The sequence below is a fragment of the Archangium lansingense genome (assembly GCF_026626635.1).
Lineage (GTDB): Bacteria > Myxococcota > Myxococcia > Myxococcales > Myxococcaceae > Archangium > Archangium lansingense.
The window spans coordinates 11,288,013-11,311,647 of sequence record NZ_JAPNKA010000001.1; the positions used below are offsets into that span (position 1 = coordinate 11,288,013).

A 23,635-nucleotide genomic window follows, 5' to 3' on the forward strand; every position below is an offset into this window, starting at 1 on the left:
CCAGCGTGAAAGATGGACCCTTACGCGCGGGAGGGACACGCCATGTCCACGAAGGTCGAGCGGCACAGGAGTCTCCGGCTCCCCTGGCTCCCCCCCCTGCTGGTGCTCTGGGCCCTGGTGCCCGGCCTGGCCTCGGCCGCCGAGCTGCGTCGCGGGGACGTGGTGCAGGTGGGCCCCCAGGAGGTCATCGAAGAGGACCTCTACGCCTTTGGCCGCGTCGTGAACATCGAAGGCACCGTCCGGGGAGACCTCATCGTCGCGGGGCAGCAGGTGGACATCTCCGGCACCGTCGAGGGCGATGTGATGTCCGCCGCGGCGCGCAGCCAGATCTCCAGCCAGATAAGAGGCAGCCTCCGGGCCGCGAGTAACGAGCTCTCCGTGCTCGGGCCCGTGGGCGAGGATGCCATGCTGGCCGCGGGCAACCTGCGGCTCATGCCAAACGCCCAGGTGGGAAGGGACCTCTACCTCGCCTCAGGTGAGGCCCGGGTCGAAGCCCCTGTACTGGGTGAGCTCCGAGCGGCGGCGGGGACGCTCACCCTGTCGGCCCCCGTGGGACAGGACGCGAGCGCGGAGGTGGGCACGCTGCGGCTCACCGACGGGGCACGCATCAATGGGGACCTGAGCTACCGCAGTGACCGGGATGCACAGTTGGCACCCGGTGCCGTAGTGGCGGGCTCCCTGGAGCATCTCGCCCCCGAGCACGAGAAGGAGCGAGGCCTCGTTCAGGGCTTCTACTTCTGGCTGCGCTCGCTCGTGGGGCTGTTCGCGCTGGGGCTGCTGTTCGCCCTGCTCGCGCCCCGCTTCGCGCGCCGGGTGAGCACCATGCTGCGCCAGCGTCCCTTGCCGAGCCTGGGCTGGGGAGCCGCGCTCTTCGTGAGCATCCCGCTGCTCGCCAGCTTCGTCTTCCTCGTGGGCCTGCTGCTCGGAGGCTGGTGGATCGCCCTCTTCATCCTGGGCCTCTACGCCCTCGCCATCGCCCTGTCCTTCCCGGTGGTGGGCCTGTTCCTCGGCCAGTGGCTGCTGGAGCGCTTCCACAAGACGGGGACCCACCTCGTCCTGGCGCTGCTGGTGGGGCTGGTGCTGCTGACGCTGGTGGGGCGCGTGCCCGTGCTGGGAGCGCTCGTCGCCCTGGCCACCATCCTCTTCGGCCTGGGGGCCCTGCTGCTCACCGTGGTGAGGGGCCGCGAGCCCACCGGGGCTCCAGTATGAGCCGTCCGGAGCGAGCCCTCATCATCAACGCGGACGACCTGGGGTACGACCCGGCCGTCACCCGAGGCATCCTCCGCGCCATGCAGGAGGGCATCGTCTCCTCGGCGACGCTGATGGTGAACACGCCCTACTCCGAGGCCGCTGCCCACGAGGCCCAGGGCCTGCCCATCGGCCTTCACCTCAACCTCTCGCGCGGCCTCCCCGTGTGGTCCGCCTTCCCCGGCGAGTCCCTCCAAGGTGGGGCCTTCTCGGAGCCGCTCGCCGCGCACCTGACGCCGGACGTGGTGGAGGCGGAGGTGCTCGCCCAACTGGAGCGGCTGGACATGCTGCTCGGCCAGCCAGCCACGCACGTAGATGTGCACAAACACCTGTACCTGCACCCCGGCGTCTTCGAGGGGCTGGTGCGTGCCGCCCGCGTGCTTCGGCTGCCGGTGCGCTCCACCAGCCCGGACATGCGCCGCGCGCTGCAAGCCCACGGTGTACGCACCAATGACCATTTCCTCGGTGACACAGGGGCGGAGGCCTGGTGGACGCTGGAGCGCCTGGAGGAGCATCTCGCCACGCTGCCCGAGCAAGGTGTCACCGAGCTGATGTGCCACCCGGGCTACACGCCCGAGGCCGTGAGGAGCAGCTATGCCCAGCAGCGCGAGGTGGAGCTGGCCACCTTCCTCCACCCGAGGGCCCACATGGCACTCACGCGGCTCGGGGTGAAGCCCACCGACTTCCGCGTCCTCACGCGGGCCTCATCCCGGTGACGAGCCGCGCTCCGCCGCGCGCCGTGACGCCCGGACCGGAGGCGTAGCGAGGCTCTCTCCGGCGGAGCCCTCTCCCTCGGGCCCGTAGCGCAACAGCCCGAGGAGCTGCTCGGTGGAGAGCGCTGCCGCCCCGTCCGCCTCGGACAGCAGGCTGTTGGCCAGGTCGCGCTTCTCCTCGTGCAGCGCGAGGATGGCCTCCTCGATGGTGCCCTCGGAGATGAGGCGCGTCACGGTGACGGGCTTCGTCTGGCCAATGCGGTGTGCCCGGTCCGTGGCCTGGTCCTCCACCGCCGGGTTCCACCATGGATCCAAGTGCAGCACATGGTCCGCCGCCGTGAGGTTGAGGCCCGTGCCCCCCGCCTTGAGCGAGATGAGGAAGACGTCCCCCTCGCCCTGCTGGAAGGCCGTCACCCGCGTCTCCCGATCGGCCGCGGGCGTCTGGCCGTCCAGGTACTGCAGCGGCACGCCGCGCGCTTCCAGGGCCTCACGCACCAGCGCCAGGTGTTTGACGAACTGGCTGAAGACGAGCGCCCGACCTCCCTCGGCGCGCACCGACTCCACCACCTCCAGGAGGCGCTCCAGCTTCGAGGAGGGCAGCGGCGAGTCCGCATCCACCAGCCTCGGGTGACAGGCCGCGAGCCTCAGCCGGGTGAGTGCTGCCAGCACCTCGAAGCGCTTCTTCGGGCCGCGCGCGTCCGCCAGCCGAGCCAACGCCGCCAACCGCGTGTCCTCGTACAGCCGGCGCTCGCCCTCGGAGAGGGTGATAGGAACCACCGTCTCCAAGCGGGGCGGCAGCTCGCGCGCCACCTCCACCTTGGTGCGCCGCAACAGGAAGGGCCGCACCACCCGAGCCAGGGCCGCGCGCGCCTGCGGATCCTTCGTCCGCTCGATGGGCCCGGCGAAGCGCTCCCGGAAGGACTCGCGACTGCCCAGCAGCCCCGGGAAGATGAGCCGGTAGAGGCTCCACAGCTCCGACAGCCGGTTCTCCACCGGCGTGCCCGAGAGGGCCATGCGGGCCTCTGCATTCAACGCTCGCACCGCCTTGGCCCGTGCCGTGTCCGGATTCTTCACCGCCTGGGCCTCGTCCAGCACCAGTGTGGCGAAGGACACCTCGGAGAAGCGCCTGGCCTCGCGCATCAGCAGCGAGTAGCTCACCACCACCACGTCCCCTGCACCCAGGCCAGAGAGCAACTCCTCGCGCTCCGCCTCGCGGTAGGCATGCACCTTCAGCGAGGGAGCGAAGCGCGCCGCCTCGCGCACCCAGTTGAAGCACACCGAGGTGGGCGCCACCACCAGCGCAGGACCAGCCTCCGCGCGGTGCAGCAGCAGTGCGAGCGCCTGCAGCGTCTTGCCCAGCCCCATGTCATCCGCCAGGCACCCACCCCCGCCCCACGCTGCTAACCGCGCCATCCAGACGAAGCCCTCGCGCTGGTAGTCGCGCAGCCTGGCCTTCAGGTTCGCGGGCACTGACACCTTCATCGTCTGGGCCTCGCGGATGCGCCCGGCCAGGCGACGCCAATCTGGAGGAGCCTCCACCTGAGCGCCCACTTCGGCCAGCCCGTCCAGCGCGGAGGCCGCCGCCGCACTCACCTCCCACTTGCCCCGCGAGGGGTGCGCCACGTCCGCCAGGGGCGAGAGCTGCTCGCGCAGCGCCTCGGTGAGTTTCATCCAGCGCCCCGGCGCCAGCGGCACGTAGCGGTGCCCGCGCCGCAGCGCGTCCAGCAGCACGGCCAGTTCCACGCGCTCTCCCTCCAGTTCCACGCCGCCCTGCACGCCGAACCAGTCGCGCTCCCGGTGCACCTCCACCTTCAGTCCCCGCGCATCCGGCGAGCGCACCACGCTCCACGGCCGCTCCTCCCACTCCACGCGCAGAGAGGGGCCCGTCAGGGGCTCCAGCCGCTCGAGGAAGCCGAGCGCCGCCTCCGGCCCCTCCAGGGTGAAGTACCCGCGAGACTCCACCGGCAGCCCCAGCCGCTCCAGCAGCGCGGCGGCCTCGTTGCGCTCAGCCTCCAGGTTCCTCCGCGCCATCACCCGCTCACGGCCCCGCAGGCCTCGGACGACGTCAGCGCCCTCACCCGGCACCAACGGAGGACCCTCGGACAGTGGCCGAACGAGCAGCTCCCCCTCCAGCGACTCCCCTCCCGTGGGCCGCAGGCGCAGCAACAGCCCGGGTTCGGCGGGGACCTCGCGCGCCTCCAGGGACGCGGAAAGAGACAGGGGAAAGGCCGACTCCACCCCGCCGAGCCGGCGCAACAGCTCCCCGCGCGCCGAGGCGGGCAGCCGCCCTCCGTACTCCACCACGGGGCCGAGCACCACCAGGGCCTCGGGCGAGGCGGACACCAGCGACACTCGCGGTGGCTCGTGCTCCACGTACAGCCACGGCTGGGGAGCCCGCGACACCATCAGCCCTTGCAGGACGCGCATGGGGACTGACTCGCCTCCGAAGGTGGGGCGTACCCGGAGTCCCTCCTGCGCCTCCTCGTCCTCCTCGATGGCGAAGCCGAGCAGTACGGAGCGCACCCGCAACGGCACCTCCGGCTTCGACTCGAGCACCAGCCGGGGGTGGTGCTCCAACAACTTCAGCGCCTGGACGAGCACCCGCCGGCGATCTCCCGGGTCATGCATCCGCGACACGAGGCGGCACAGCTCGAAGGCCTCCACCTCTTCAGAGGAGACGAGGGCGGCGCGGGCCTCGGCCTCATCGCGCGGAGCCACCTGCGTTCCCTTGGACAAGCCTCCCCGCTTCAGCGACCGGTGGAGGTAGGGCCGCAAGCGAGGCTCCCCATCATCGAAGCCCTCCAGGTGGAAGCTGACCTGAGCGGTGGTGGAGCTGGACTCCCGGCGGACGCGGAACTCGAGGCCCACCCTGTCCATGGCAGCCAGCAGCTCCCGAGCGGGAGCCACGAAGAGCCGATCGGCGAGCCGCGCGTTCTCCGCCGCCCGCCTCGAGTCCCCGAGCGCGGCGAGCAAGAGATCGAGCGCAGTGAGGGCATGACGGCAGCGCGCCGGCCCCCGCGAAGGACATATCGAGCACGAGCAGGCCCCCTCCTCGCCGTCGAGAAGCTGGGGCAGATCCACCCGCACACACCGGTGGTGGAAGTGCTCCGAGAAGGTGCTCGTCCTGGAGAGGCCATACCCGGACTCGTGCACGTGAGCGACTGGGCGATTCTCCGGGAAGTAGAGCAGGCGCTCGTTGTCGGGCAGGAGGCGGGGGACAGCGTGCTCACGCACCCGGGCCCGCTCCTGTTGGAGCAGCTGCTCGAGGGGCACGAGCCGCGCATCCGTAGGCCGCGGCGGTGCACGACGGTTGCGCTCCTGCTCCAGCCCCAGGCTCACGCGCTGGGCCTCGACGCGAGCCCGAAGCCACGCGGCCCGCCTGAAGACCTCCTGCTCCTTCTCGGACCAGCTATCGGGCAGCGGCCTGGACCCATCCAGGATGGAGACGACCGAGTACCCCTCTACGAGGTAGAGCCGGCGGATGATGGAGAATCCCCGCGGCAGGAGAGACTCCAGCTCCGAGACGGTGATGGAGCGCAGGTGGGAGACGTGATGCGCCTCCAACCAGGCTGACACCTCCTCAGGAGTACGCGGCAGTGGCTCCTCCTTCCCTGCGGACGAGGTGCCTCCCTCTTCTGGCGTGATGGCCTCGAGGACAGCCAACCCGAGCGCCACCACGTGCTCGCAGATGCGGGCTGCCTGGAAGCTGGAGCACGGGCAGTTGCCGAGCAGGCCCTGCTCGTTCGCGGACACCGACACCGGGAGGTGACCTCCGCCCCGACTCCGGATCGCTCCGTGCAGCACGTCCTCCGCCGCGAGCCAGGACAGCACCCGCCCCTTGGCGGCCAACGACTTGCCCCGGGAGTAGACGTCGTCGCCCGCGAGCAGATGGAGCTGTTCCCGGGTGAGCCAGTGACGCAACCACCTGCCGGGCAGGGAAACCAACTTTTGCGGTAATGCCTTCGGCATGACTTCCAAGATAACGTCGGAAGGCGAACTTGTCCGCATCCATGTGGACGGATTCGCGGCCGCCGGGCATGCGACCAGGAGAGCGGTCTGCTCCAAGCGCGAGGTGTGAAGGGGATGCGCTACATCCCGGCCATCGGCCAGGACCGAGCGGGTCCGGGACACCGCGAGGCGTTCCTCCGGACCCGCACGGACGGGCACTCCAGGGTGCTTCAGACTAGCCGTTCACCTTCTTCCACGAGGGACGGGTGCTGATGCGCTGCCACCAGGACTTCACGTGCGGGCGCTCGGTGATGAGGGTGCCGTGGGGGGTGGCCGAGAGGTACTGCAGGTAGGGCATCCAGCAGATGTCCGCGAGGGAGAACGTGTCGCCCGCGAGGTAGGCCTGCGACATGAGGGCCCGGTCCGCGACGTCGAGCGCCCGGGCGCTTCCGTCACGACCCTTGTTCACCTTGTCCATGTCGGGCGCACCGCCACCGCGCATGGCCTTGAACATGAGCTCCATGACGATGGCCATGGCGGACGAGGTGAAATAGGACTGCTCGATGCTCATCCACTGCTCCATGCGACCGAACGAGGGCGCATCGCTCGGGGTGAGCTTGGGCCCCGGCAGCTTCGCGTCGAGGTAGCGGATGATGGCGCGCGACTCGTACATGGAGAAGCCGTCATCCTCGAGGTAGGGGATGACGCCGAAGGGGTGCTTCGCCACGTACTCGGGGGACTTCTGCTGGCCCTTCGACAAATCCACCAGCACGAACTGAGCCTCACGGCCCTTCTCAGCGAGAGTCGTCAGCACCTTGCGGGTACAGGTGCTCATCGGATGACCATGGACCTTCATGTACGTTCCTCCCTGGGGTTGGAGGAGCGCGAAGCTACAAGAAGGACTCTGGGGTTGCGCTAGCCTTCCGCGCCATGGACCGGAAGCGCACACTTGGGTTGCTCGTCATCGTGCTGGTGCTGGTGGGGGGTCTGCTGCTCGTCCTTCGGGAGCGCGGCGGAGAACAGGAGCCTCAGGCCACGCGGACGGGAGGAACCGTAGACCCCAAGCCGGCGGCCGCCCCTGCCGTGACACCTCCGCCACCGAAGCCGGAGCGGGAGTCCGCCCAAGCCGCCAAAGCGATGCCCACGCGCCTGGTGCCGGCCACGCGCGCCGAGGACTCCACCGAGCCACATGGAGCTTTCGAGGGCCGCGTCATCTCGGCCACCACGGGAGAAGGGGTGGAAGGCGCCGAGCTGACGTTCGCGGGGCCGGGAGGCGCCACGTCCGCGCGCAGCAATGCGAGTGGCCGGTTCCGCTTCGTCCCCTCCACGGCGGGCACGTGGCAGCTCGCGGTGGTGATGGCGCGAGGCTATCTGCCCTTCGGTCCCGAGTGGGGACAGAGCCCCATCCGATTCACGGCCGTGCCGGGCCAGCGCATCTCGGACCTCGTGCTCGCCCTGACGCCCGAGGTGGAGCTGCTGGGGCGGGTGGAGGGAGCGGATGGACAGCCCGTGGCCGGAGCGCAGGTGCGGATGCTCACCGGCCGGGGCGAAGAGTCGGTGCTCTTTCCCACGGCGGACCGCTACACGTCGGATGAGCGCGGGGAGTTCCGCTTCCGAGCCCCCGAGGGAGCCATCGTGGAGGCTCGCCATCCGGCCCATGCCTCCGCTCGAGCCGAGGTGACGCCGTCGGCGGTGCTGTCACGCCGGCTGGTGGTGAAGCTGGGCAAGCGCGAGGGCACCACGGCCGCGCCGCTGGGCGAGTCGCTGGCGGGGCGCGTGGTGACCGGAGGCGGAACAGCGGTGACCGGGGCGCTGGTGTCGGTGGTGTCCGCGAGCGCCTGGCCGCGAAGGTATGGAGATGAGCTCGGCTACGAGACGGTGACGGACCAGGAGGGGCGCTTCAAGGTCGAGGGCCTGGAGCCGGGGAGCTACGACGTCACCGCGAGACTGATGGGGTTGGCGCCCGGGGAGCTCCGGGATGTGGCTGCGGGCCGGAAGGATTTGGTGCTGACGCTCGCGCAGGGGGCGAAGCTGGTGGGCACGGTGCGTGATGCGACCACCGGCAAGCCCCTGCCCTCCTTTACCCTGGACGTACTCACGAAGCGGGGCCCCATCCAGAGCGAAGGCTTCGCGCAGCTCTCGTTCATCGACGCGCAGGGGCACTACGAGCTGGCCGGAGTGCCGCCCGGCAGCTACCGGGTACAGGTGGCCGCACACGGCTACGCCCCATCCGAGACAGGCGTGGAGGTCCCCAAGGGGACCTCGGGAGCGGTGACGGCGAACTTCTCGCTCGCGCGCGGGGCGAAGCTGACGGGACGAGTGCTGGAGGAGGGCTCGGGCCTCCCGCTGGAGCGCGCGCGCATCGCTATCGAGGGCTTTGGCACGGGGGGAGCCCTGTCCGTGCGCTACGACGCACTCACGGATGCCCAGGGCCAGTTCACTCTCGACGGGCTGCCGGTGGGCGAGGTGACCTTGTACGTCTCCGCCGAGAAGCACCACAGCCGGCTCCTCTCGGGAGTCAGCGTGCGCCCTGACGCCACGCCGCCCCAGGTCATCGAGCTGCGGAAAACAGAGGAAGGAGAAGAACCGCAGGTGGAGCTGGTGGGAATCGGCGCGGTGCTGGCGCCGAGGGAGGACGCACTGGTGCTGGGCGAGGTGATGCCGGGCGGAGGTGCAGCCGAGGCGGGGCTCGTCACGGGGGACGGCATCGTGCGAATCAACGGACGTCCAGTGGTGGAGCTCGGCTTCACGGAAGCCGTCCAGAGCATCCGAGGCCCCGAGGGCAGCCGACTGGTGCTCGGGGTGCGCAAAGCGTCGGCGCCAGGCACGGGCGAGAGCCCCGCCCCCGCAGTGGACATCACCGTGACGCGGCGCCGCATCCGCCGGTAGAGGGAGCAAGGCACAACCGTGAAACAACTCAACTTCGATGTGGATCCCGTCCTGCAAGCACTGGGGACTGTGAACGAGAAGTACCAGGAGGGCTCCCCAGAAGACGAAGCGCTCCGGATCGCCGCAGTGGCGCTGCTCTACGTGCGCGACATCCAAAAGCTGGACGAGTACCGCGAGTACTTTCGCAAGTTCTACATCCCAGCCATCGAGTCAGTCGTCGTCTCCCAGACCTTCGCCACAAGAGAAGAAGCCGACACATGGCTGGCCAGTGGAAAAGCCAGCGAAGAGGAGCTCGTCCGAATTGCTGGCCAGGGATTTCGCGTCATCACTACTGCGCGGAAGGGAACGGGCTTGATGTTCCTTCGCACGCCCCTGCCGGAAGAAATGGAGTAACGCACAACCTCCGAGTCCGGCCGCGCTCTTCACGAACTGGTCCGATGGTCGGACCAGTTGCTCGCGACCGGGCCCGGAGGGCCTCCTGCCTTCAAGCCCCCGGGGCTCAGCCGAAGGCGCAGTCCTTGCCCTTCGTCGGCAGCGCCGAGGACTCCCGGGTCAGGTACGTGTCGACGGCCTTTGCCGCCTCGCGCCCGTCCGCGAGAGCCCAGACGATGAGGCTCGCCCCGCGGCTCGCATCACCCGCGCAATACACGCCGTCCACCGACGTGGCGAAGTGCGCGTCCACCTGCACGTTGCCTCGCGGCGAGAGCTTCACACCCAGCTGCTCCGCGAGCAGCCCGGTATCCGGCCCCGTGAAGCCCATGGCCAGCACCAGCAGGTCCACCTCGTAGACCGTCTCGGAGCCGGGCACCTCCACCAACCGAGGTGCTCCACTGGCCTCGCGCTGGAGCTCCACCCGCACGGCGTGCAGCGCCTGGAGCCGCCCGTCCACGCCAACGAGCTGCTTCGTCATCAGCCCGAACTCGCGCGCCCCGCCCTCCTCCTGACTCGACGAGGTGCGGAAGATGAGCGGCCAGCGCGGCCACGGATTGCCGTCGGCACGCACCTTGGGAGGAGCCGGCATCAGCTCCACCTGCGTCACGCTCGCCGCGCCCTGGCGCAACGCCGTGCCCAGACAGTCCGAGCCCGTGTCGCCTCCGCCCAGGATGAGCACCCGCCTGCCCGCCGCGTCCAGCCGAGGCTCGCGCGTGGCCAGCCCCGCCACCACCCGGTTCTGGTGCTTCAGGTACTCCATGGCCTGCACCACACCGGACAGCTCGCGCCCGGGCACCTCGAGCTCCCTCGCCTTCGTCGCGCCCATGGCCAGCACCACGGCGTCGTACTGCGCACGCAGCGCCTGGAAGCCCGGCTCGCGGCCCACGTCCACGCCACAGCGGAACTCCACGCCCTCGGCTTCCAGCAGCTTCAGCCGCCGGTCCAGCACGGACTTCTCCATCTTGAAGTCGGGAATGCCGTAGCGAAGCAGACCTCCGGGCCGGTCGTCCCGCTCGTACACGGTGACGCTGTGCCCCGCCTGATTGAGCTGGGCCGCCGCCGCCAGTCCCGCGGGCCCCGAGCCCACCACCGCCACGCGCTTGCCCGTGCGGCTCACCGGAGGCCGGGCACGCACCCAGCCCTCAGCGAAGGCCCGCTCGATGATCTCCTTCTCCATCTGCTCGATGGTGACCGGGTCCTGGTTGATACCGAGGACGCAGGCGGCCTCGCACGGGGCCGGGCACAGCCGTCCGGTGAACTCGGGGAAGTTGTTGGTGCCGCTCAGCGCGAGGAAGGCCTCCTTCCACTTCCCCCGGAACACCGCGTCGTTGAAGTCCGGGATGGGATTGCCCAGCGGACAGCCCTGCTGACAGAAGGGCACACCACAGTCCATACAGCGCCCCGCCTGCCGCTTCGCCTCCTCGGCGGACAGCGGCAGGACGAACTCGCGCGAGTCCCCTACCCGCTCGGACTTCTCCCGCTTGGGGGCGTGCACGCGCTGCCACTCCATGAAGCCAGTCGTCTTTCCCATGGCTCAGCCCTCCCCTCCCACGACCTGGAGACGCGGCGGGGAGGCCGGAGGCGGCTTACGGGCCGCCCGGCGAGCCTGGAGCACGCGCTTGTAGTCGGTGGGCATCACCTTCACGAACTGCGGGACCATCCGCTCCCAGTTGTCGAGCACTCGTTGCGCCAGCTTGCTGTTCGTATGGTGCAGGTGCCGTTCGATCATCCCGTGCACGAGCCAGATTTCCGACTCGTCCACGAGCGACTCCAGCTCCACCATCTCCAGGTTGCACCGGTCGCGGAAGGAGCGCTCGCGGTCGAGCACGAAGGCCATGCCTCCGCTCATGCCGGCGGCGAAGTTGCGCCCGGTGTGCCCGAGCACCACCACCACGCCACCCGTCATGTACTCACAACCGTGGTCGCCCACGCCTTCGACGACGGCCTGGGCGCCGCTGTTGCGCACCGCGAAGCGCTCGCCCGCGAGCCCGCGCAGGTACACCTCGCCGGCCGTGGCGCCGTAGAGGACGGTGTTGCCCACGAGCACGTTGTCCTCGGGGACGAAGCGACTGCCTCCGGGCGGGTAGACGATGACGCGTCCGCCGGAGAGCCCCTTGCCGAGGTAGTCGTTGGCATCGCCCTCCAGCTCCAGCGTCACGCCGCTGGCGAGGAAGGCCCCGAAGCTCTGCCCCGCCGAGCCCTGCAGGCGAATGCGCAGCTGCCCATCCGGAAGCCCGCGCGAGCCGTAGCGCTTGGCGATCTCGCCCGAGAGCATCGCCCCCACCGCGCGGTGCGTGTTGCTCACCGGCCGAACCAGCAGCGTGGGTGCTCCACCCTCCAGTGTCGCCTTGGCGTCCCGGAGCAGCTCATGGTCCAGGTGGTCCGACACGTCCTTGCTCCACGGCGAGTCGCAGCGTCGGGGCTCGTCGGCGGGAGCACTGGGAAGCGCGAGCAACCCAGAGAGGTCCACCCGCTTCACCTTCCAGTGGTCCGAGGCAGGCCGCTGCCGCAGCAGGTCCACCCGGCCCACCAGCTCGTCCAGACGGCGCACGCCGAGGGCAGCCATCTGCTGCCGCAGGTCCTCGGCAACCAGATGGAAGAAGTTCACCACATGCTCAGGCTTGCCGTGGAAGCGCTCGCGCAGGCCCGCGTCCTGGGTGGCGATGCCCACCGAGCAGGTGTTGAGGTGGCACTTGCGCAGCATGATGCACCCGAGCGCGATGAGGCTCGCGGTGGCCATGCCGAACTCCTCGGCGCCCAGCAGCGTGGCGACGAGCACATCCCGAGCGGTGCGCAGGCCGCCGTCCACCTGGACGCGGATGCGCCCGCGCAGGCCGTTGTGCACCAGCACCTGCTGCGTCTCGGCCAGCCCCAGCTCCCACGGCAGGCCCGCGTGCTTGATGCTGGAGAGCGGCGAGGCGCCCGTGCCGCCCTCGTAGCCAGAGATGACCACGCCTCCCGCTCCGGCCTTGGCTACGCCCGCGGCGATGGTGCCTACGCCCACCTCGCTGACCAGCTTCACGCTCACCCGTGCCGCCGGGTTCACCGACTGCAGGTCATAGATGAGCTGCGCCAGGTCCTCGATGGAGTAGATGTCGTGGTGCGGCGGCGGAGAAATGAGCGTCACGCCCGGCGTGGACCAGCGCACCCGGGCAATCCGCTCGTCCACCTTGTGGCCCGGGAGCTGTCCGCCCTCGCCGGGCTTGGCACCCTGAGCCATCTTGATTTGAAGCTCGGCCGCGTTGACCAGGTACTCGGTGGTGACACCGAAGCGCGCGCTGGCCACCTGCTTGATGGCGCTGCGCCGCAGGTCCCCGTTCTCATCGCGTGTGTAGCGGCGCGACTCCTCGCCACCCTCGCCGCTGTTGGAGCGTCCGCCCAGCCGGTTCATCGCGATGGCCAGCGTCTCGTGGGCCTCGGCACTGATGGAGCCGAAGGACATGGCACCGGTGACGAAGCGCTTGACGATCTCCGACGCCGGCTCCACCTCCTCCAGGGGCACGGGGGTACGGCCCTCGGCCGCCACCTCCAGGAGCCCGCGCAGGTTGCAGAACGCACGTGACTCGTCGTCCGCCAGCTTCGAGTACTCGGCGAAGAGCGCGGCGTCATTCGTGCGCGCCGCCTGCTGCAGCTTCGCGATGGTGGCGGGGTTCCACTTGTGCGTCTCGCCCCGGCGACGCCACTGGTACTGACCACCCACGGGGAGCAGCTCCGCCTCATGCTCCGCCGCCGGGCCGAAGCCGAGCGCGTGCCGCTCGCTCACCTCGCGCCCCAGCTCTGGCAGGCCCACGCCCTCCACCCGCGAGGGCGTCCCGGTGAAGTGCCGCTCCACCAGCCGCCTCTCCAGGCCCACGGCCTCGAAGAGCTGCGAGCCGCGGTAGGACTGGAGCGTGGAGATGCCCATCTTGGACATCACCTTGAGCAGCCCCTCCTCGATGGCGTGGATGAAGTTCTCCTGCGCCTTCTCCTGGTCCACCGGCAGCTCGCCCGCGTCCGCCAGAGCGCGCAGCGTGTCCAACGCGAGGTAGGGATTCACCGCGGAGACGCCATAGGCGAAGAGACACGCGAAGTGGTGCACCTCGCGCGCCTCGGCCGTCTCCAGCACGAGGCCCGTGTACATGCGGATGCCATCGCGCACGAGCCGCTGGTGCACGGCGGACACGGCCAGCAGCGCGGGAATGGCGGCCCGGGCCGCGTCCACGTCCCGGTCGCTCAGCACGAGGATGTTGGAGCCCGCGTCCACCGCCTCCACGGCCGCGTTGCACAGCCGCTCCACCGCCGCCTCCAGCGCGCCCTCGCCCCCATCCACCGGGTACAGGAGGCTCAGCGGCTGCGTCTCGAAGATGCCCTCGTTGCGGATGGCCGCCAGCTTCGCCAGCTGCCCGTTGGTGAGGATGGGGCCCGGCAGAGACAGGCGGTGGCACTGCTCCGGCGTCTCCTCGAAGGTGTTGCCCTCCGGCCCCAGCCCGGTGGCCAGCGTCATCACCAGCGACTCGCGAATGGGGTCGATGGGCGGGTTGGTCACCTGCGCGAAGAGCTGATGGAAGTAGTTGAAGAGCGAGGGCGACTGCTCGCTGAGCACCGCCAAAGGTGTGTCGGTGCCCATGGAGCCCACCGGCTCCTTGCCGCCCTCGGCCATGGGCCGCAGCAGCAGCCGCACGTCCTCGTCCGTGTAGCCGAAGGCGCGCTGGAGCCGCCACAGCTCCTCGCCGCTCAGCCGCTGCGGCGCGGGCACCGTAGGCAGGTCATCGAAGGTGAAGACGTTGTTCTGCAGCCAGCGCCGGTAGGGCCAGCGCGTGGTGATGTCGCGCTTGACCTCCTCGTCCTCGAGGATGCGGCCCTCGAGCGTGTCCACCAGCAGCATGCGGCCCGGGGTGAGGCGGCCCTTGCGGCGCACCTGCGAGGCGGGCACGTCGATGACGCCCGTCTCCGAGGCGAGGATGATGCGGTTGTCCTCCGTGACGAGGTAGCGCGCGGGGCGCAGGCCGTTGCGGTCCAGCGTGGCGCCGATGAGCTGCCCGTCGGTGAAGGCGATGGCGGCCGGCCCGTCCCACGGCTCCAGCAGGGCGCTGGAGTACTCGTAGAAGGCGCGCCGCTCGTCGCTCATGAGCGCGTGGCCCTCCCACGCCTCGGGAATCATCATCATCATGGCGTGGGGCAGCGGGCGCCCGCCCAGGCACAGCAGCTCCACCATGTTGTCGAACTGCGCCGAGTCGCTCTTCCCGGGGACGATGATGGGGAAGAGGGGCTCCAGGCTGCCGCCGAACTTGGCCGACTGCAGCAGCCCGCGCCGAGCGTTCATCCAGTTGCGGTTGCCGTGCAGCGTGTTGATTTCACCGTTGTGCGCGATGTAGCGGAACGGCTGCGCCAGCTCCCAGGTGGGGAAGGTGTTGGTGGAGAAGCGCGAGTGCACCAGGCCCAGCGCGCTCACGCACTCGGGGTGTTGCAGGTCCACGTAGAAGCGCGGGAGCTGCCGGGGCAGGAGCAGGCCCTTGTAGATGAGCGTCTCCGCCGAGAAGCTGGCCACGTGGAACTGGCCGTCCGGGTCCAACGCGCGCTCGCGGATACGGCGCTCGGCCAGCTTGCGGATGCGGAACAGCTTGCGCTCGAAGGCGCTGGGCACCACCCGGCGCCGAGCGACGAAGAGCTGGCGGATGACGGGGGCCCCCTCGCGGGCCAGCCGGCCCAGGTGCGAGGGCTCCACCGGCACGTCCCTCCAGCCGAGCACGCGCTGGCCCTCGTCGGCGGCCACCTGCTCCAGGGCGGCCTCGCAGGCAATGCGAGCCTCCGCGTCCGAGGGGAGGAACACCATGGCCACGCCGTACTGGCGGCGAGGCGGCAGCGCGAAGCCCAGCCGCTCGCGCTCGAAGAGGCGATGGGGGAGCTGCATCAGGATGCCGGCACCATCCCCCGTCTCGGGGTCCCTCCCTGCCGCGGCCCGGTGGCTCAGCCGGTTGAGCAGCTCCAGCGCGTCCTCGACGATGCCGCGCGACTTTTCACCCTGGATGTGGGCCACGAACCCCACGCCACAGGCGTCGTGCTCGGTGTCCGGTTCGTACAGTCCATAGCGGCCCGGGCCTTGGTGCTGCGGCATCAGCGCTCCCTCTTGGCGGAAGAATCCCGATTGACGCGGAGAGTCTATTGCACCGCGTCAACCCGTGTAAGCAGGCAAGAAGAAATGAGCGCCCGTAAGCGCCTGGGGCGCCCGGGGGAGCGGGGGCCCGGTGAGGGCCTCACGGCAGCATGAGGGCTTCCAGGGGAACGCGCTCCGGACAGGAGGTGGGCTCCCCGGCGCGTCCGCGCTCGCCGATCAGGCCCAGCGTGGCGCGCACGGCGGCGAGCAGCTCCTGCTCCCGGTAGGGCCGGGAACACATCGAGTGGTCCGGGTGGGCCCAGGCAGGCCGAGAGGCCCCGGCCAGGACGATGGGGATGGGCCGGGCGCGCGGCAGCTCGGCGAAGGCGGACAGGAAGAGGCCCAATTGCGTGGGCGGGGCGCCTTCCGACAACAGCACCAGGTCCACCGGCAGGGCCGAGGCGCGGCGCAGCGAGTCCACGCCCCCATGTGCGGTGAGCACCTCGAAGCCCTCGGCACGCAACACGCGCTCGGCGGTCAGCTCCTGCACCGGGTCCTCATCCAGCAGCAGCACCCGGCGCGGCAGGCGGCGCACCTCGCTCGGGGACATGCGCGGCAGGCCCAGGGTGAAGGTGGAGCCCTGGCCCTCGGCGCTCGACATGGACAGCTCGCCCTGGTGCAGCTGGGCGATGGAGTGGCTGATGAAAAGTCCCAGCCCCAGCCCACCAAAGTGGCGGTACGGGGAGTTGCCCGCCCGGTAGAAGCGCTGGAAGAGGCGCGATTGATCCTGCGTCGGAATGCCGATGCCCCGGTCCCTCACGTGCAAGCGCGCCTCGCTGGGCAGCGCCTCCACCTCCACGGAGATGGGCTCGCCCTTGGGGCTGTACTTGTCCGCGTTCTCCAGCAGGTTGACGAGCACCTGCTCCAGCCGCTCCCGGTCCGCCTGCAACCAGAGGTGCTCGCGCGGCACCGTCAGGCTGAAGGGGCGCTCGAGGGTGTGGCGGAACTGGTCCACCACCTCCGCCACCAGGTGGCCCAGCTCCAACGGTGCAAGCTGCAAGGAGAGCTGGCGCTCCTCCAGCCGCGACACATCCAACAACTCGTTCACCAGCCGCTCCAGTCGATCCACCTGCCGCTTGGACTTGATGACGCTGGAGAGCTCCACCCGCTGTCCCTGGGCGAGGCTGCGCTCCATGGCGCGCAACGTGAGCTTGAGCGGAGTCAGGGGCGTCTTCAGCTCGTGCGAGGCGATGGACATGAACTCCTCGCGCACACGAAGGGCCGCCTGGGTCTCGCGCAACAAGCGCGCGTTCTCCACCGTCACCGCCACCTGCCCGGCCGCCGCGCTCCACAGGTCCAGCTCGCGCAGGGAGAAGGAGGTGCCCTGCTCCTTGTAGAGGACGAGCAGCCCCAGGGCGCGCTTCTGGGACAGCAGCGGCACCGCGGCGAAGATGGAGCCCACCGAGTCTCCGTAGCCGCGCTGGACGCCAATCTGGGGCTGGCGGGTGGCGAGCGCCGCCTCGAAGGAGTCGGCATGGTCCTCGAGCGCGTCCTCGGGCGAGTCGGCGCTGGCCAGGTCGGACACTGCCACGCGGCGCAGGGACTGGCCCTCCTCGGCCAGGTACACCTCGGCGCGGCGCACCTGCGCGCAGCGCACCACGGCCAGCACCGCGGCCTTGCACACGCTGTCCACGTCCAGTGTCTCCCCCACCTCGCGAGCAATCTCCTGAAGGGCCTGGGCGAAGGCGACGTCATCGTCGGCGCCGGAGGGCTCGAAGAGGAGCCAGAAGCCGGGGGCCGCGTCGGGACCCGAGGGACGTACCCGGATACGAACCTGCTTGAGGCCCGAGGTGATGGCATGGCCCGAGTGGCCGCGGCCCTCGCGCAGGGCGCGCTCCAGGGCATCCCGGCCCCAACCGCCCTCGAGGGCCGAGAGCACGGGGTCTCCCACCTGGAGGACCATGCCCGTCTTGGCACTGAAGTCCGGCTCCAGCCACTCCACGCGCAGGTCCGGTCCAAGCCGAACCGCGGCCTGGGGGACGCACGCGAGGATGTCCTGGAAATCAGAGGGCAGCATGCGGGGCGAGGATCTGAGTTACGCCCATGATACTGGAGACACAAGGTGACCCCGGCCCGCCTGCACCCGCCTGGACAGAGGGGGCGTTGGGGGGAGGACAGGAGGGCCGCCCGGCCGGGGGGGGAGCGTTCAACACAGAGAGGCTGCAATCCGCCGTCTGTGTGTTAGACGACACCCCGCCATGCCTTCCCAGCCGACCAAGGAACTGAAGACCTTTCCCAACCCCGCGCAGGATCGCGACTACGAGATCGCCTTCGACGTGCCGGAGTTCACCTGCCTCTGCCCGCTGACGGGGCAGCCGGACTTCGCGAAGTTCAAGATTCGCTACGTGCCGGACGAGCTGTGCGTGGAGCTGAAGAGTCTGAAGCTCTACATGTGGTCGTACCGGGACGAGGGGGCCTTCCACGAGAAGGTGACCAACACCATCGCCGACGACATCGTGAAAGCCATCCAGCCGAGGAAGCTGACGGTGGAAGGCGACTTCTTCGTGCGAGGAGGCATCGGGACGCTGGTCACGGTGACGCACGAGAAGAAGGGCCGGGGAGCGAAGGCGAAGAAGAGCGCCCCCGCCCGCCGCAAGTAGGCCCAATCTCCCCTCTCCCCCCGGGAGAGGGACGGGGTGAGGGTACCCGCGCCCCGGGTTGCCCCCGTGGGACGGGCTACTGTCCGTCCCCCATCTTCGACTCCAGGTCACGCGCGCGCTGCTCGGCATCGGACTCGATGCGATCAGCGGCGCCGCGAACGTTGTCGAGCTGCCGCTTCGGAGCGCTGGCACCACTGTCGGAAGAGCGGCTCGAGGCGTGGTTGAGCGCGTAATAAGCGGCGCCCGAGATGGCGGCGATGGCGAGGACGACGGTGATCAGCTTGCCCATGACGAGTGCTCCCGGGGCTGTGTGCGTCAGCGGATGGTGAGCTGGCGCACCAGTCCCATCCAATACGAGTGGGTAAGAGCCAGGCCGGTGCCGAGGGCTCCAGCGACGGCGACAAAGGCGAGGAGCCACCGGGTCCACGGCCGGGCCAGGAGCTTCTTCGCCTGCGCGTCGAAGACGTCGACGACGTCCAGCTCCTTCTGCGTGAGATGGGCGAGCGCCTCGGTCTCGGTGAGCTTGTTGCGGTGGCGGAGGAAGCCGACGTGGAGGGCCTCGTAGGACATGCCCACGCGCTGGGAGAGGAAGATCTCCAGCTCGCGGCGCATGGCGGCGGCGTTGGCGAAGCGATCAGCGGGTCGCACCTCGAGGGCGCGCTTGACGATGTCCGCCAGCGGCTTGGGGATGTGGGGAGCCACCTTCTGCAGCGGGGTGTAGTCGCCATCGCGAATGCGGGCGAAGACCTCGCCGGTGTTGCGGCCCAGGAAGGGGCGGGCTCCGGAGAGTGCCTCGTAGAGGAGCACCCCGAGCGCGAACAGGTCCGTGCGCCCGTCCACCGGAGCACCCGTCACCTGCTCGGGAGACATGTACGAGGGGGTGCCCACCGCCATGCCCTGCGCGGTGAGGGCCTCCAGGCCCGCGTCCTTGGCCACGCCGAAGTCCATCAGCTTCACATCGCCGGCCTTGGAGAGCATCACGTTGGCCGGCTTGAGGTCACGGTGGATGATGTGACGGAAGTGAGCGTGCTCGAGCGCGCCGGCGATGCGCGCCCCGATGGCGGCACCCACCTCGGGGGGCAGCGGCCCTTCCTTGATGAGCTCGTGCAGGGTGGGCCCGTCCACGAACTCCATCACCATGAAAAGGACGTCGTTCTTCTCCACCAGGTCGTACAGGGTGACGATGTTCTGGTGGCGGAAGGCGGCGAGCGCGAGCGCCTCACGGCGGAAGCGAGACACGGCCTCCTTGTCGCGGATGGGGTCGGCGAGCATCTCCTTGATGGCGACCTCGCGCTGCAACATCTCGTGCAGCCCCCGGTACACCTGGGCCATGCCTCCGCGCCCCAGCTCTCCGAGCACGCGGTAGGCGCCTATCTTCCGATGTCTGACAACGGGCTTCTCACTGGGCGGCACGAACGGGAGGCTACCGATTTGCCCACGAGGCGTCGACCCGCCCGGAGTGCAGACAGCCAGACGGTAGAAATCATCGTTCACGAGAAAGCAGAGCCTCCCACCTCGTGCTCCCGCTACGCTGCGCGAGCCATGAAGAAGACCCTCTTCCTCCTTCCCGCTGTCCTCCTCGTCCTGCCGGGCTGCCTCGTCCTCCGCGACACCCGGTACGTGCCCAAGACCAAGAAGAGCGAGATGAAGTCCCGCCCCGACTGCCACCCCAGCCAGTACTGGGATGGAGAGCAGTGCCGTCACAAGGGCAAGGGCAAGGGCGCGCGCAAGCACGACGACTGACGCGCGGCTGAACGGATGAGCTCACAGGCCCGAGTTACCCGCACCCCGACCCTCTCCCGGCGGGAGAGGGAGGGGGTTCAGCACATCACGCTGCTCGACGGGGGCGCGGAGGCCTACCCCCGCATGCTCGCGGCCATCGCCTCGGCCACCCGGCACGTGCACCTGGAGGTATATGCCTTCGAGCGCGAGGGCGTAGGGACGCACTTCCTCAAGGCCCTCACCGACGCGGCCCAGCGGGGCGTGAAGGTGAAGGTCATCGTCGACGGCTGGGGCTCCATCGGCGAGAGCCGCGCGCTGGCGGACACCCTGCGCATGGCCGGCATCGAGCTCCGCATCCACAATCCCCTCACCTCCGTCCTCCTGATGGGCCGCTTCTGGCGCAACCACCGGAAGATCCTGCTCGTGGACGACTCGGTGGCCTTCCTCGGCGGCATCAACATCGGAGACCACTACGCGGCGGAGGAAGGCAGGCCGGGGTGGGCGGACCTGGCGCTGGAGTTGCGGGGCGACATCTGCGCGCAGCTGGGCGCGAGGCTCAACGCGGGAGCGTCCGCGCTGACGGCAGGTCCGGTGCGCATCCTCCTGTCGGGCTTCGGCGGTGGGTGGCGATTGAGGGCGCGCTACCTGGCGGCGCTGAAGCAGGCCCGGCGCGAGGTGGTGCTGGCCCATGCGTACTTTCTGCCGGACCGGGGCTTCGTGCGAGCCCTCACCCGCGCAGCACGACGAGGCGTGGAAGTGCACCTGCTGCTGGCCGGCCGCAGCGACGTGCCCTTCGCCCGCGCGGCCACCATGCGCCTGTACCGCACCCTGCTGCGCGGGGGGGTGCGCATCCACGAGTGGACGGCCACCACCCTGCATGCCAAGGCGGCGGTGGTGGACGGCCAGCGGTTGCTGGTGGGCAGCTTCAACCTGGATCCCCTCTCGCTGGTGAACCTGGAGACGCTGGTGGAGGTGGAGGACGCGGAAGTGGCCGGACAAGCCACCCGCTGGGTGCGGCGGCACCTGGGCGGCGCGAAGCCCGTGGTCCTGGAGGACTGCGCGCGCTCGGGCCTACAGCGCTGGCTGCTGGACGTGGTGGGGCTGGCGGTGGCGCGCTTCGCCGAGCGCGTCGCCACCTTCATCGGCTCGCGGCGCATGCGCCGCCGGGGCTGACGCTCAAGCCTGACCCGCCACACCGGAGACCTGGGCCACCGCCTCCAGGAGCTGCTCCAGCCGGAAGGGCTTCTTCAGGAAGGCCTGCCAGTGGCGCGGTGCCCCGGCACGCAGCGCGGTCTCGCTCATGAGGATGACAGGCACCCCGTCCAGGCCGGGCGTCTTTCGCATCTCCTCGAGCGCCTGCGTACCGGAGAGGATGGGCATCATCACGTCCATCACGACAACGTCCGGGCGGTGAGCGCGCAGGCTCTGCAGGGCCTCCCGACCATTGCCACAAACGGACACCTCATAGCCCTCGTCCCGCAGCACGTCCGCCACGACCTGCTGCACGTCGAACTCGTCCTCGACGACCAGGATGGTCCTCATCGTCCCCTCCCGCCGCCCCGACCGCCGCGCCCGAGCACCTTCTTGAGCACTCCCCTCTTCTTCTTGGGCCGCTCCGACTTCTTCTTCCCGTTGTTCCCGTTCCGGATGCGCCCGTGCCCGCTGAGGATGGCCTCTGCGCTCTCGAAGGAGTCGGACACGTCGATGCCGTCGCGGGAGATGCGGAACTCGCGCAGCGAGGTGTCGTAGCGGCTCTCGCGCATCTTCATGATGGAGAGCAGCCTGTAGATTTGAGAACGCAGCTCCACGTAGCGCAGCAGCAGGACCGACTCCACCACGTTGGCGAGCTCCGGGGTGGGCAGGTTCAGCTCGGACTGGAAGAGCTCCAGCTCGTCCGTCATGACGGTGGTCACGTCCTGCGTGCGCAGCTGGTTGGTGAGGGCCGAGAGGAAGCGGGGAACCCGGTCCGGGTACACGGCCGCCGCGCGGAAACCCTCGGCCCCATCGATGAACAGGCGCCGCCGCTCCCGCTTCTGCTCATTCTCCTCGGCCCACAGCTTCTCCAGGAGCTGCTCGGCCAGCGAGTCCATGAAGTGCTCCAGCGGCGGCTGCCAGACCAGCTGGATGCTGCCGTCCTTCACGTACCGCTCCAGGGGAAGGCCCACGTCCTCGGCCTTCTCGATGAGGCGAGGGGGCGGCTCGTAGAACCCGAAGTAGATACCATGCTGGCCCTGGCGGGCCCCCTCCACCAGGAAGGAGAGCCCCAGCAACGTCTTGCCCGTGCCCGGCGCGCCGATCAGCGCGGTGGTGGAGCCCGAGGGCAGCCCTCCGTCGAGCATCTCGTCCAGCCGCTTCAGGCCGAACCCCATGCGGATGCGCTGCTCACGCGCCTGCTCGGGCGGTTTGGAGAACTGGATCTCCGTGCGCGGGTGGATGACCAGGCCGTCTCCGGTGATCTCCACCTCGTGGCGGCCCCGGAGGTAGTCGCTGCCGCGGAACTTGTGCACCGTCAGCTCTCGCAATGCCCGCGGGCCCACGAGCTTGTCGGACAGCTCGATGACACCGTCCACCACGGCGTTCTCCACGTGCGTGCGCTCACGCACGTTGGAGACCAGCAGCGTGGTGCAGCCCAGCAGGTTGGTGAAGGCCTGGAGTCCGTGCACGAACTCCCGATAGGACTGGGGCGAGGTGGAGAACTGCTCGGCGCTCTCCATGCCATCGATGACGAAGAAGGTCGCTCGGCGCTCGCGCAGCGTGTGGCGGATGAGCTCCATCAACCCGGAGAAGCCCCCCTCGCGCACTTGCTGGTAGCCGCTGATGTAATAGAGCCGCTCGGGGATGAGCTCCGGCCTGAAGAAGCTCAGCGTGGAGAGGTGCGAGATCATCTTCGCGTGCGACTCGATGAGCAGCGTCATGTAGACGCAGCGCCCCTCCTGCATCTGAATGTGGTTGCTGCACAGCTGGTTGGCGAGGATTGTTTTTCCGCTGCCAGGTGGACCCGTCAAGGCGTAGATGCCGCCGTGCTTGAGCCCTCCCTTGAGGATGAAGTCCAGACGCGGAATGCCGCTCTGGATGCGCAAATCCTTCGCCTTGTTCTCCGTGCCGCCTACCTCGGACTCACTCATACCCCTCCTCCGCCGCCTCCAGGGGCAGGCACGGCGTGAAGCAGGAGCCTCCGCCATCGCGCCCCGTCAACCCCACCGAGCCCCCATGGGCACGGGCAATCTCCCGAACGATGTGCAGGCCGAGCCCCAGGCTCTCCACCCTCGAAGTGGTTGTTGCGGGCCCGGCTCACGTCGAGCAGGTTCTGCACCAGCACCCCCAGCCGGCGAACCTGGCGCAAGGCAGGCTCCAGCCGCTCGGCCACCTGGGCGCCGGAGAAATTCGCCTCGCGGCGGGTGCTTCGTTGCAGCCGCTCCAGCACGAGCTGGAGCGCGGTGATGGGGGTTTTGAGCTCGTGGGAGGCAACGGACAGGAAGGTGTCGCGCGCCCCGAGCGCCCGCAGCAGATCCGCCTCCGTCTGCCGCCATTGCGTCACGTCCTGGAAGGACACCGTCACCACGCCCGGCGAGCACGAACGGTCCAGGCGCGCATGCACCACGAACGATCGCTCTCCGTCGGGTGACTTCCAGCGGAAGAGCTCTCCCTCCAGGGGCTCGCCCCGCGCGGCCCGCCGCACCGGGTACAGCTCAGGGGGCAGCGGCTCTCCGGCCTCGTCCAGGATGACACCCTGGCCCGGGTCCTCGAGGCAGAAAGGCAGCGCCCGTGCCGCCGCGTTGGCGGACAACACCCGTCCTGTCTCCTCCTCCACCCGCAGCACAGGCACAGCGAGGAAGTCGAGGACACGCTCCAGTCCTGACTGCTCGGACACACCCGTCTCCCTTTCCACCCGCACAGCATGAACGGATGGAGCCCGCGGTCCCCGGTGTCGCATGATGTGACCGCAGTCC

Annotated in this window: 17 protein-coding genes and 1 pseudogene; 7 read left to right on the plus strand and 11 right to left on the minus strand. The window is 69.6% G+C overall.

Annotated features, from left to right (window positions below; translation table 11 throughout):
* The first annotated feature begins 42 nt into the window (after positions 1–42).
* Together OV287_RS45220 and OV287_RS45225 are read left to right on the plus strand one after the other, a co-directional pair.
* Positions 43–1,209, plus strand: coding sequence for a DUF8173 domain-containing protein (locus OV287_RS45220; RefSeq protein WP_267540264.1), 1,167 nt, complete (start codon positions 43–45; stop codon positions 1,207–1,209).
* Positions 1,206–1,964 (plus strand): carbohydrate deacetylase, encoded by a 759-nt coding sequence (locus OV287_RS45225; RefSeq protein ID WP_267540265.1) that lies wholly within the window; start codon positions 1,206–1,208, stop codon positions 1,962–1,964. Before OV287_RS45220 ends, OV287_RS45225 begins: the two co-directional genes overlap by 4 nt.
* On the opposite strand, the gene OV287_RS45230 is transcribed toward OV287_RS45225, so the two are convergent.
* Together OV287_RS45230 and OV287_RS45235 are read right to left on the minus strand one after the other, a co-directional pair.
* Positions 1,953–5,930 (minus strand): DEAD/DEAH box helicase, encoded by a 3,978-nt coding sequence (locus tag OV287_RS45230; protein ID WP_267540266.1) that lies wholly within the window; start codon positions 5,928–5,930, stop codon positions 1,953–1,955. The genes OV287_RS45225 and OV287_RS45230 overlap by 12 nt on opposite strands.
* 214 nt (positions 5,931–6,144) lie before the next feature.
* Positions 6,145–6,765, minus strand: coding sequence for a glutathione S-transferase family protein (locus OV287_RS45235; RefSeq protein ID WP_267540267.1), 621 nt, complete (start codon positions 6,763–6,765; stop codon positions 6,145–6,147).
* A 74-nt stretch (positions 6,766–6,839) separates the two neighbouring features.
* Here OV287_RS45235 and OV287_RS45240 point away from each other — a divergent pair, with 74 nt between their 5' ends.
* Together OV287_RS45240 and OV287_RS45245 are read left to right on the plus strand one after the other, a co-directional pair.
* The gene (locus OV287_RS45240) at positions 6,840–8,798 is read left to right on the plus strand and encodes a carboxypeptidase regulatory-like domain-containing protein (RefSeq protein WP_267540268.1); all 1,959 of its coding nucleotides are present in this window, start codon (positions 6,840–6,842) and stop codon (positions 8,796–8,798) included.
* Between the two features lie 18 nt (positions 8,799–8,816).
* A complete protein-coding gene (locus OV287_RS45245; protein ID WP_267540269.1) occupies positions 8,817–9,191 on the plus strand; it encodes a hypothetical protein in 375 nt (124 codons plus the stop codon).
* Between the two features lie 106 nt (positions 9,192–9,297).
* Here OV287_RS45245 and OV287_RS45250 read toward each other — a convergent pair whose 3' ends face one another.
* The 3 genes from OV287_RS45250 to OV287_RS45260 all read right to left on the minus strand — a co-directional run bounded on the left by OV287_RS45250 (position 9,298) and on the right by OV287_RS45260 (position 17,380).
* Positions 9,298–10,761, minus strand: a complete 1,464-nt coding sequence (locus OV287_RS45250; protein ID WP_267540270.1) for a glutamate synthase subunit beta — start codon at positions 10,759–10,761, stop codon at positions 9,298–9,300.
* 3 nt (positions 10,762–10,764) lie between these two features.
* Positions 10,765–15,324 carry a glutamate synthase large subunit gene (gene gltB / locus OV287_RS45255; protein ID WP_267540271.1) on the minus strand — a complete coding sequence of 1,520 codons (4,560 nt, stop codon included), beginning with the start codon at positions 15,322–15,324 and terminating at the stop codon, positions 10,765–10,767.
* 139 nt (positions 15,325–15,463) lie between these two features.
* A complete protein-coding gene (locus OV287_RS45260) occupies positions 15,464–17,380 on the minus strand; it encodes an ATP-binding response regulator (protein WP_267540272.1) in 1,917 nt (638 codons plus the stop codon).
* Positions 17,381–17,561: 181 nt separating this feature from the next.
* On the opposite strand from OV287_RS45260, the gene queF reads away from it, so the two are divergent.
* The gene (gene queF / locus OV287_RS45265) at positions 17,562–17,963 is read left to right on the plus strand and encodes a preQ(1) synthase (protein ID WP_267540273.1); all 402 of its coding nucleotides are present in this window, start codon (positions 17,562–17,564) and stop codon (positions 17,961–17,963) included.
* 76 nt (positions 17,964–18,039) lie between these two features.
* Here the strand turns inward: queF and OV287_RS45270 are convergent, their stop codons facing one another.
* Both OV287_RS45270 and OV287_RS45275 read right to left on the minus strand, forming a co-directional pair.
* Entirely contained in the window at positions 18,040–18,252 is a 213-nt protein-coding gene (locus OV287_RS45270) for a hypothetical protein (RefSeq protein WP_267540274.1), read from the minus strand.
* 26 nt (positions 18,253–18,278) lie between these two features.
* Positions 18,279–19,295, minus strand: a complete 1,017-nt coding sequence (locus tag OV287_RS45275) for a serine/threonine-protein kinase (protein ID WP_373371937.1) — start codon at positions 19,293–19,295, stop codon at positions 18,279–18,281.
* 210 nt (positions 19,296–19,505) lie between these two features.
* Between OV287_RS45275 and OV287_RS45280 the strand changes: the two genes are divergently transcribed.
* The gene (locus tag OV287_RS45280) at positions 19,506–19,706 is read left to right on the plus strand and encodes a hypothetical protein (protein ID WP_267540276.1); all 201 of its coding nucleotides are present in this window, start codon (positions 19,506–19,508) and stop codon (positions 19,704–19,706) included.
* A 123-nt stretch (positions 19,707–19,829) separates the two neighbouring features.
* Positions 19,830–20,858: a phospholipase D-like domain-containing protein gene (locus OV287_RS45285; protein WP_267540277.1), complete on the plus strand. Its 1,029-nt coding sequence runs from the start codon at positions 19,830–19,832 to the stop codon at positions 20,856–20,858.
* Between the two features lie 3 nt (positions 20,859–20,861).
* Here OV287_RS45285 and OV287_RS45290 read toward each other — a convergent pair whose 3' ends face one another.
* From OV287_RS45290 to OV287_RS45300, 4 genes and pseudogenes are all read right to left on the minus strand, one after another.
* Positions 20,862–21,227 carry a response regulator gene (locus OV287_RS45290; RefSeq protein WP_267540278.1) on the minus strand — a complete coding sequence of 122 codons (366 nt, stop codon included), beginning with the start codon at positions 21,225–21,227 and terminating at the stop codon, positions 20,862–20,864.
* Positions 21,224–22,810, minus strand: a complete 1,587-nt coding sequence (locus OV287_RS45295) for a DUF7125 family protein (protein ID WP_267540279.1) — start codon at positions 22,808–22,810, stop codon at positions 21,224–21,226. Before OV287_RS45295 ends, OV287_RS45290 begins: the two co-directional genes overlap by 4 nt.
* Positions 22,803–22,949: an ATP-binding protein gene (locus tag OV287_RS56615; protein WP_373371876.1), complete on the minus strand. Its 147-nt coding sequence runs from the start codon at positions 22,947–22,949 to the stop codon at positions 22,803–22,805. The genes OV287_RS45295 and OV287_RS56615 overlap by 8 nt, the downstream gene beginning before the upstream one ends.
* Before the next feature lie 25 nt (positions 22,950–22,974).
* Positions 22,975–23,619, minus strand: a pseudogene (locus tag OV287_RS45300) (histidine kinase dimerization/phospho-acceptor domain-containing protein); the annotation flags it as partial.
* Positions 23,620–23,635: the final 16 nt, after the last annotated feature.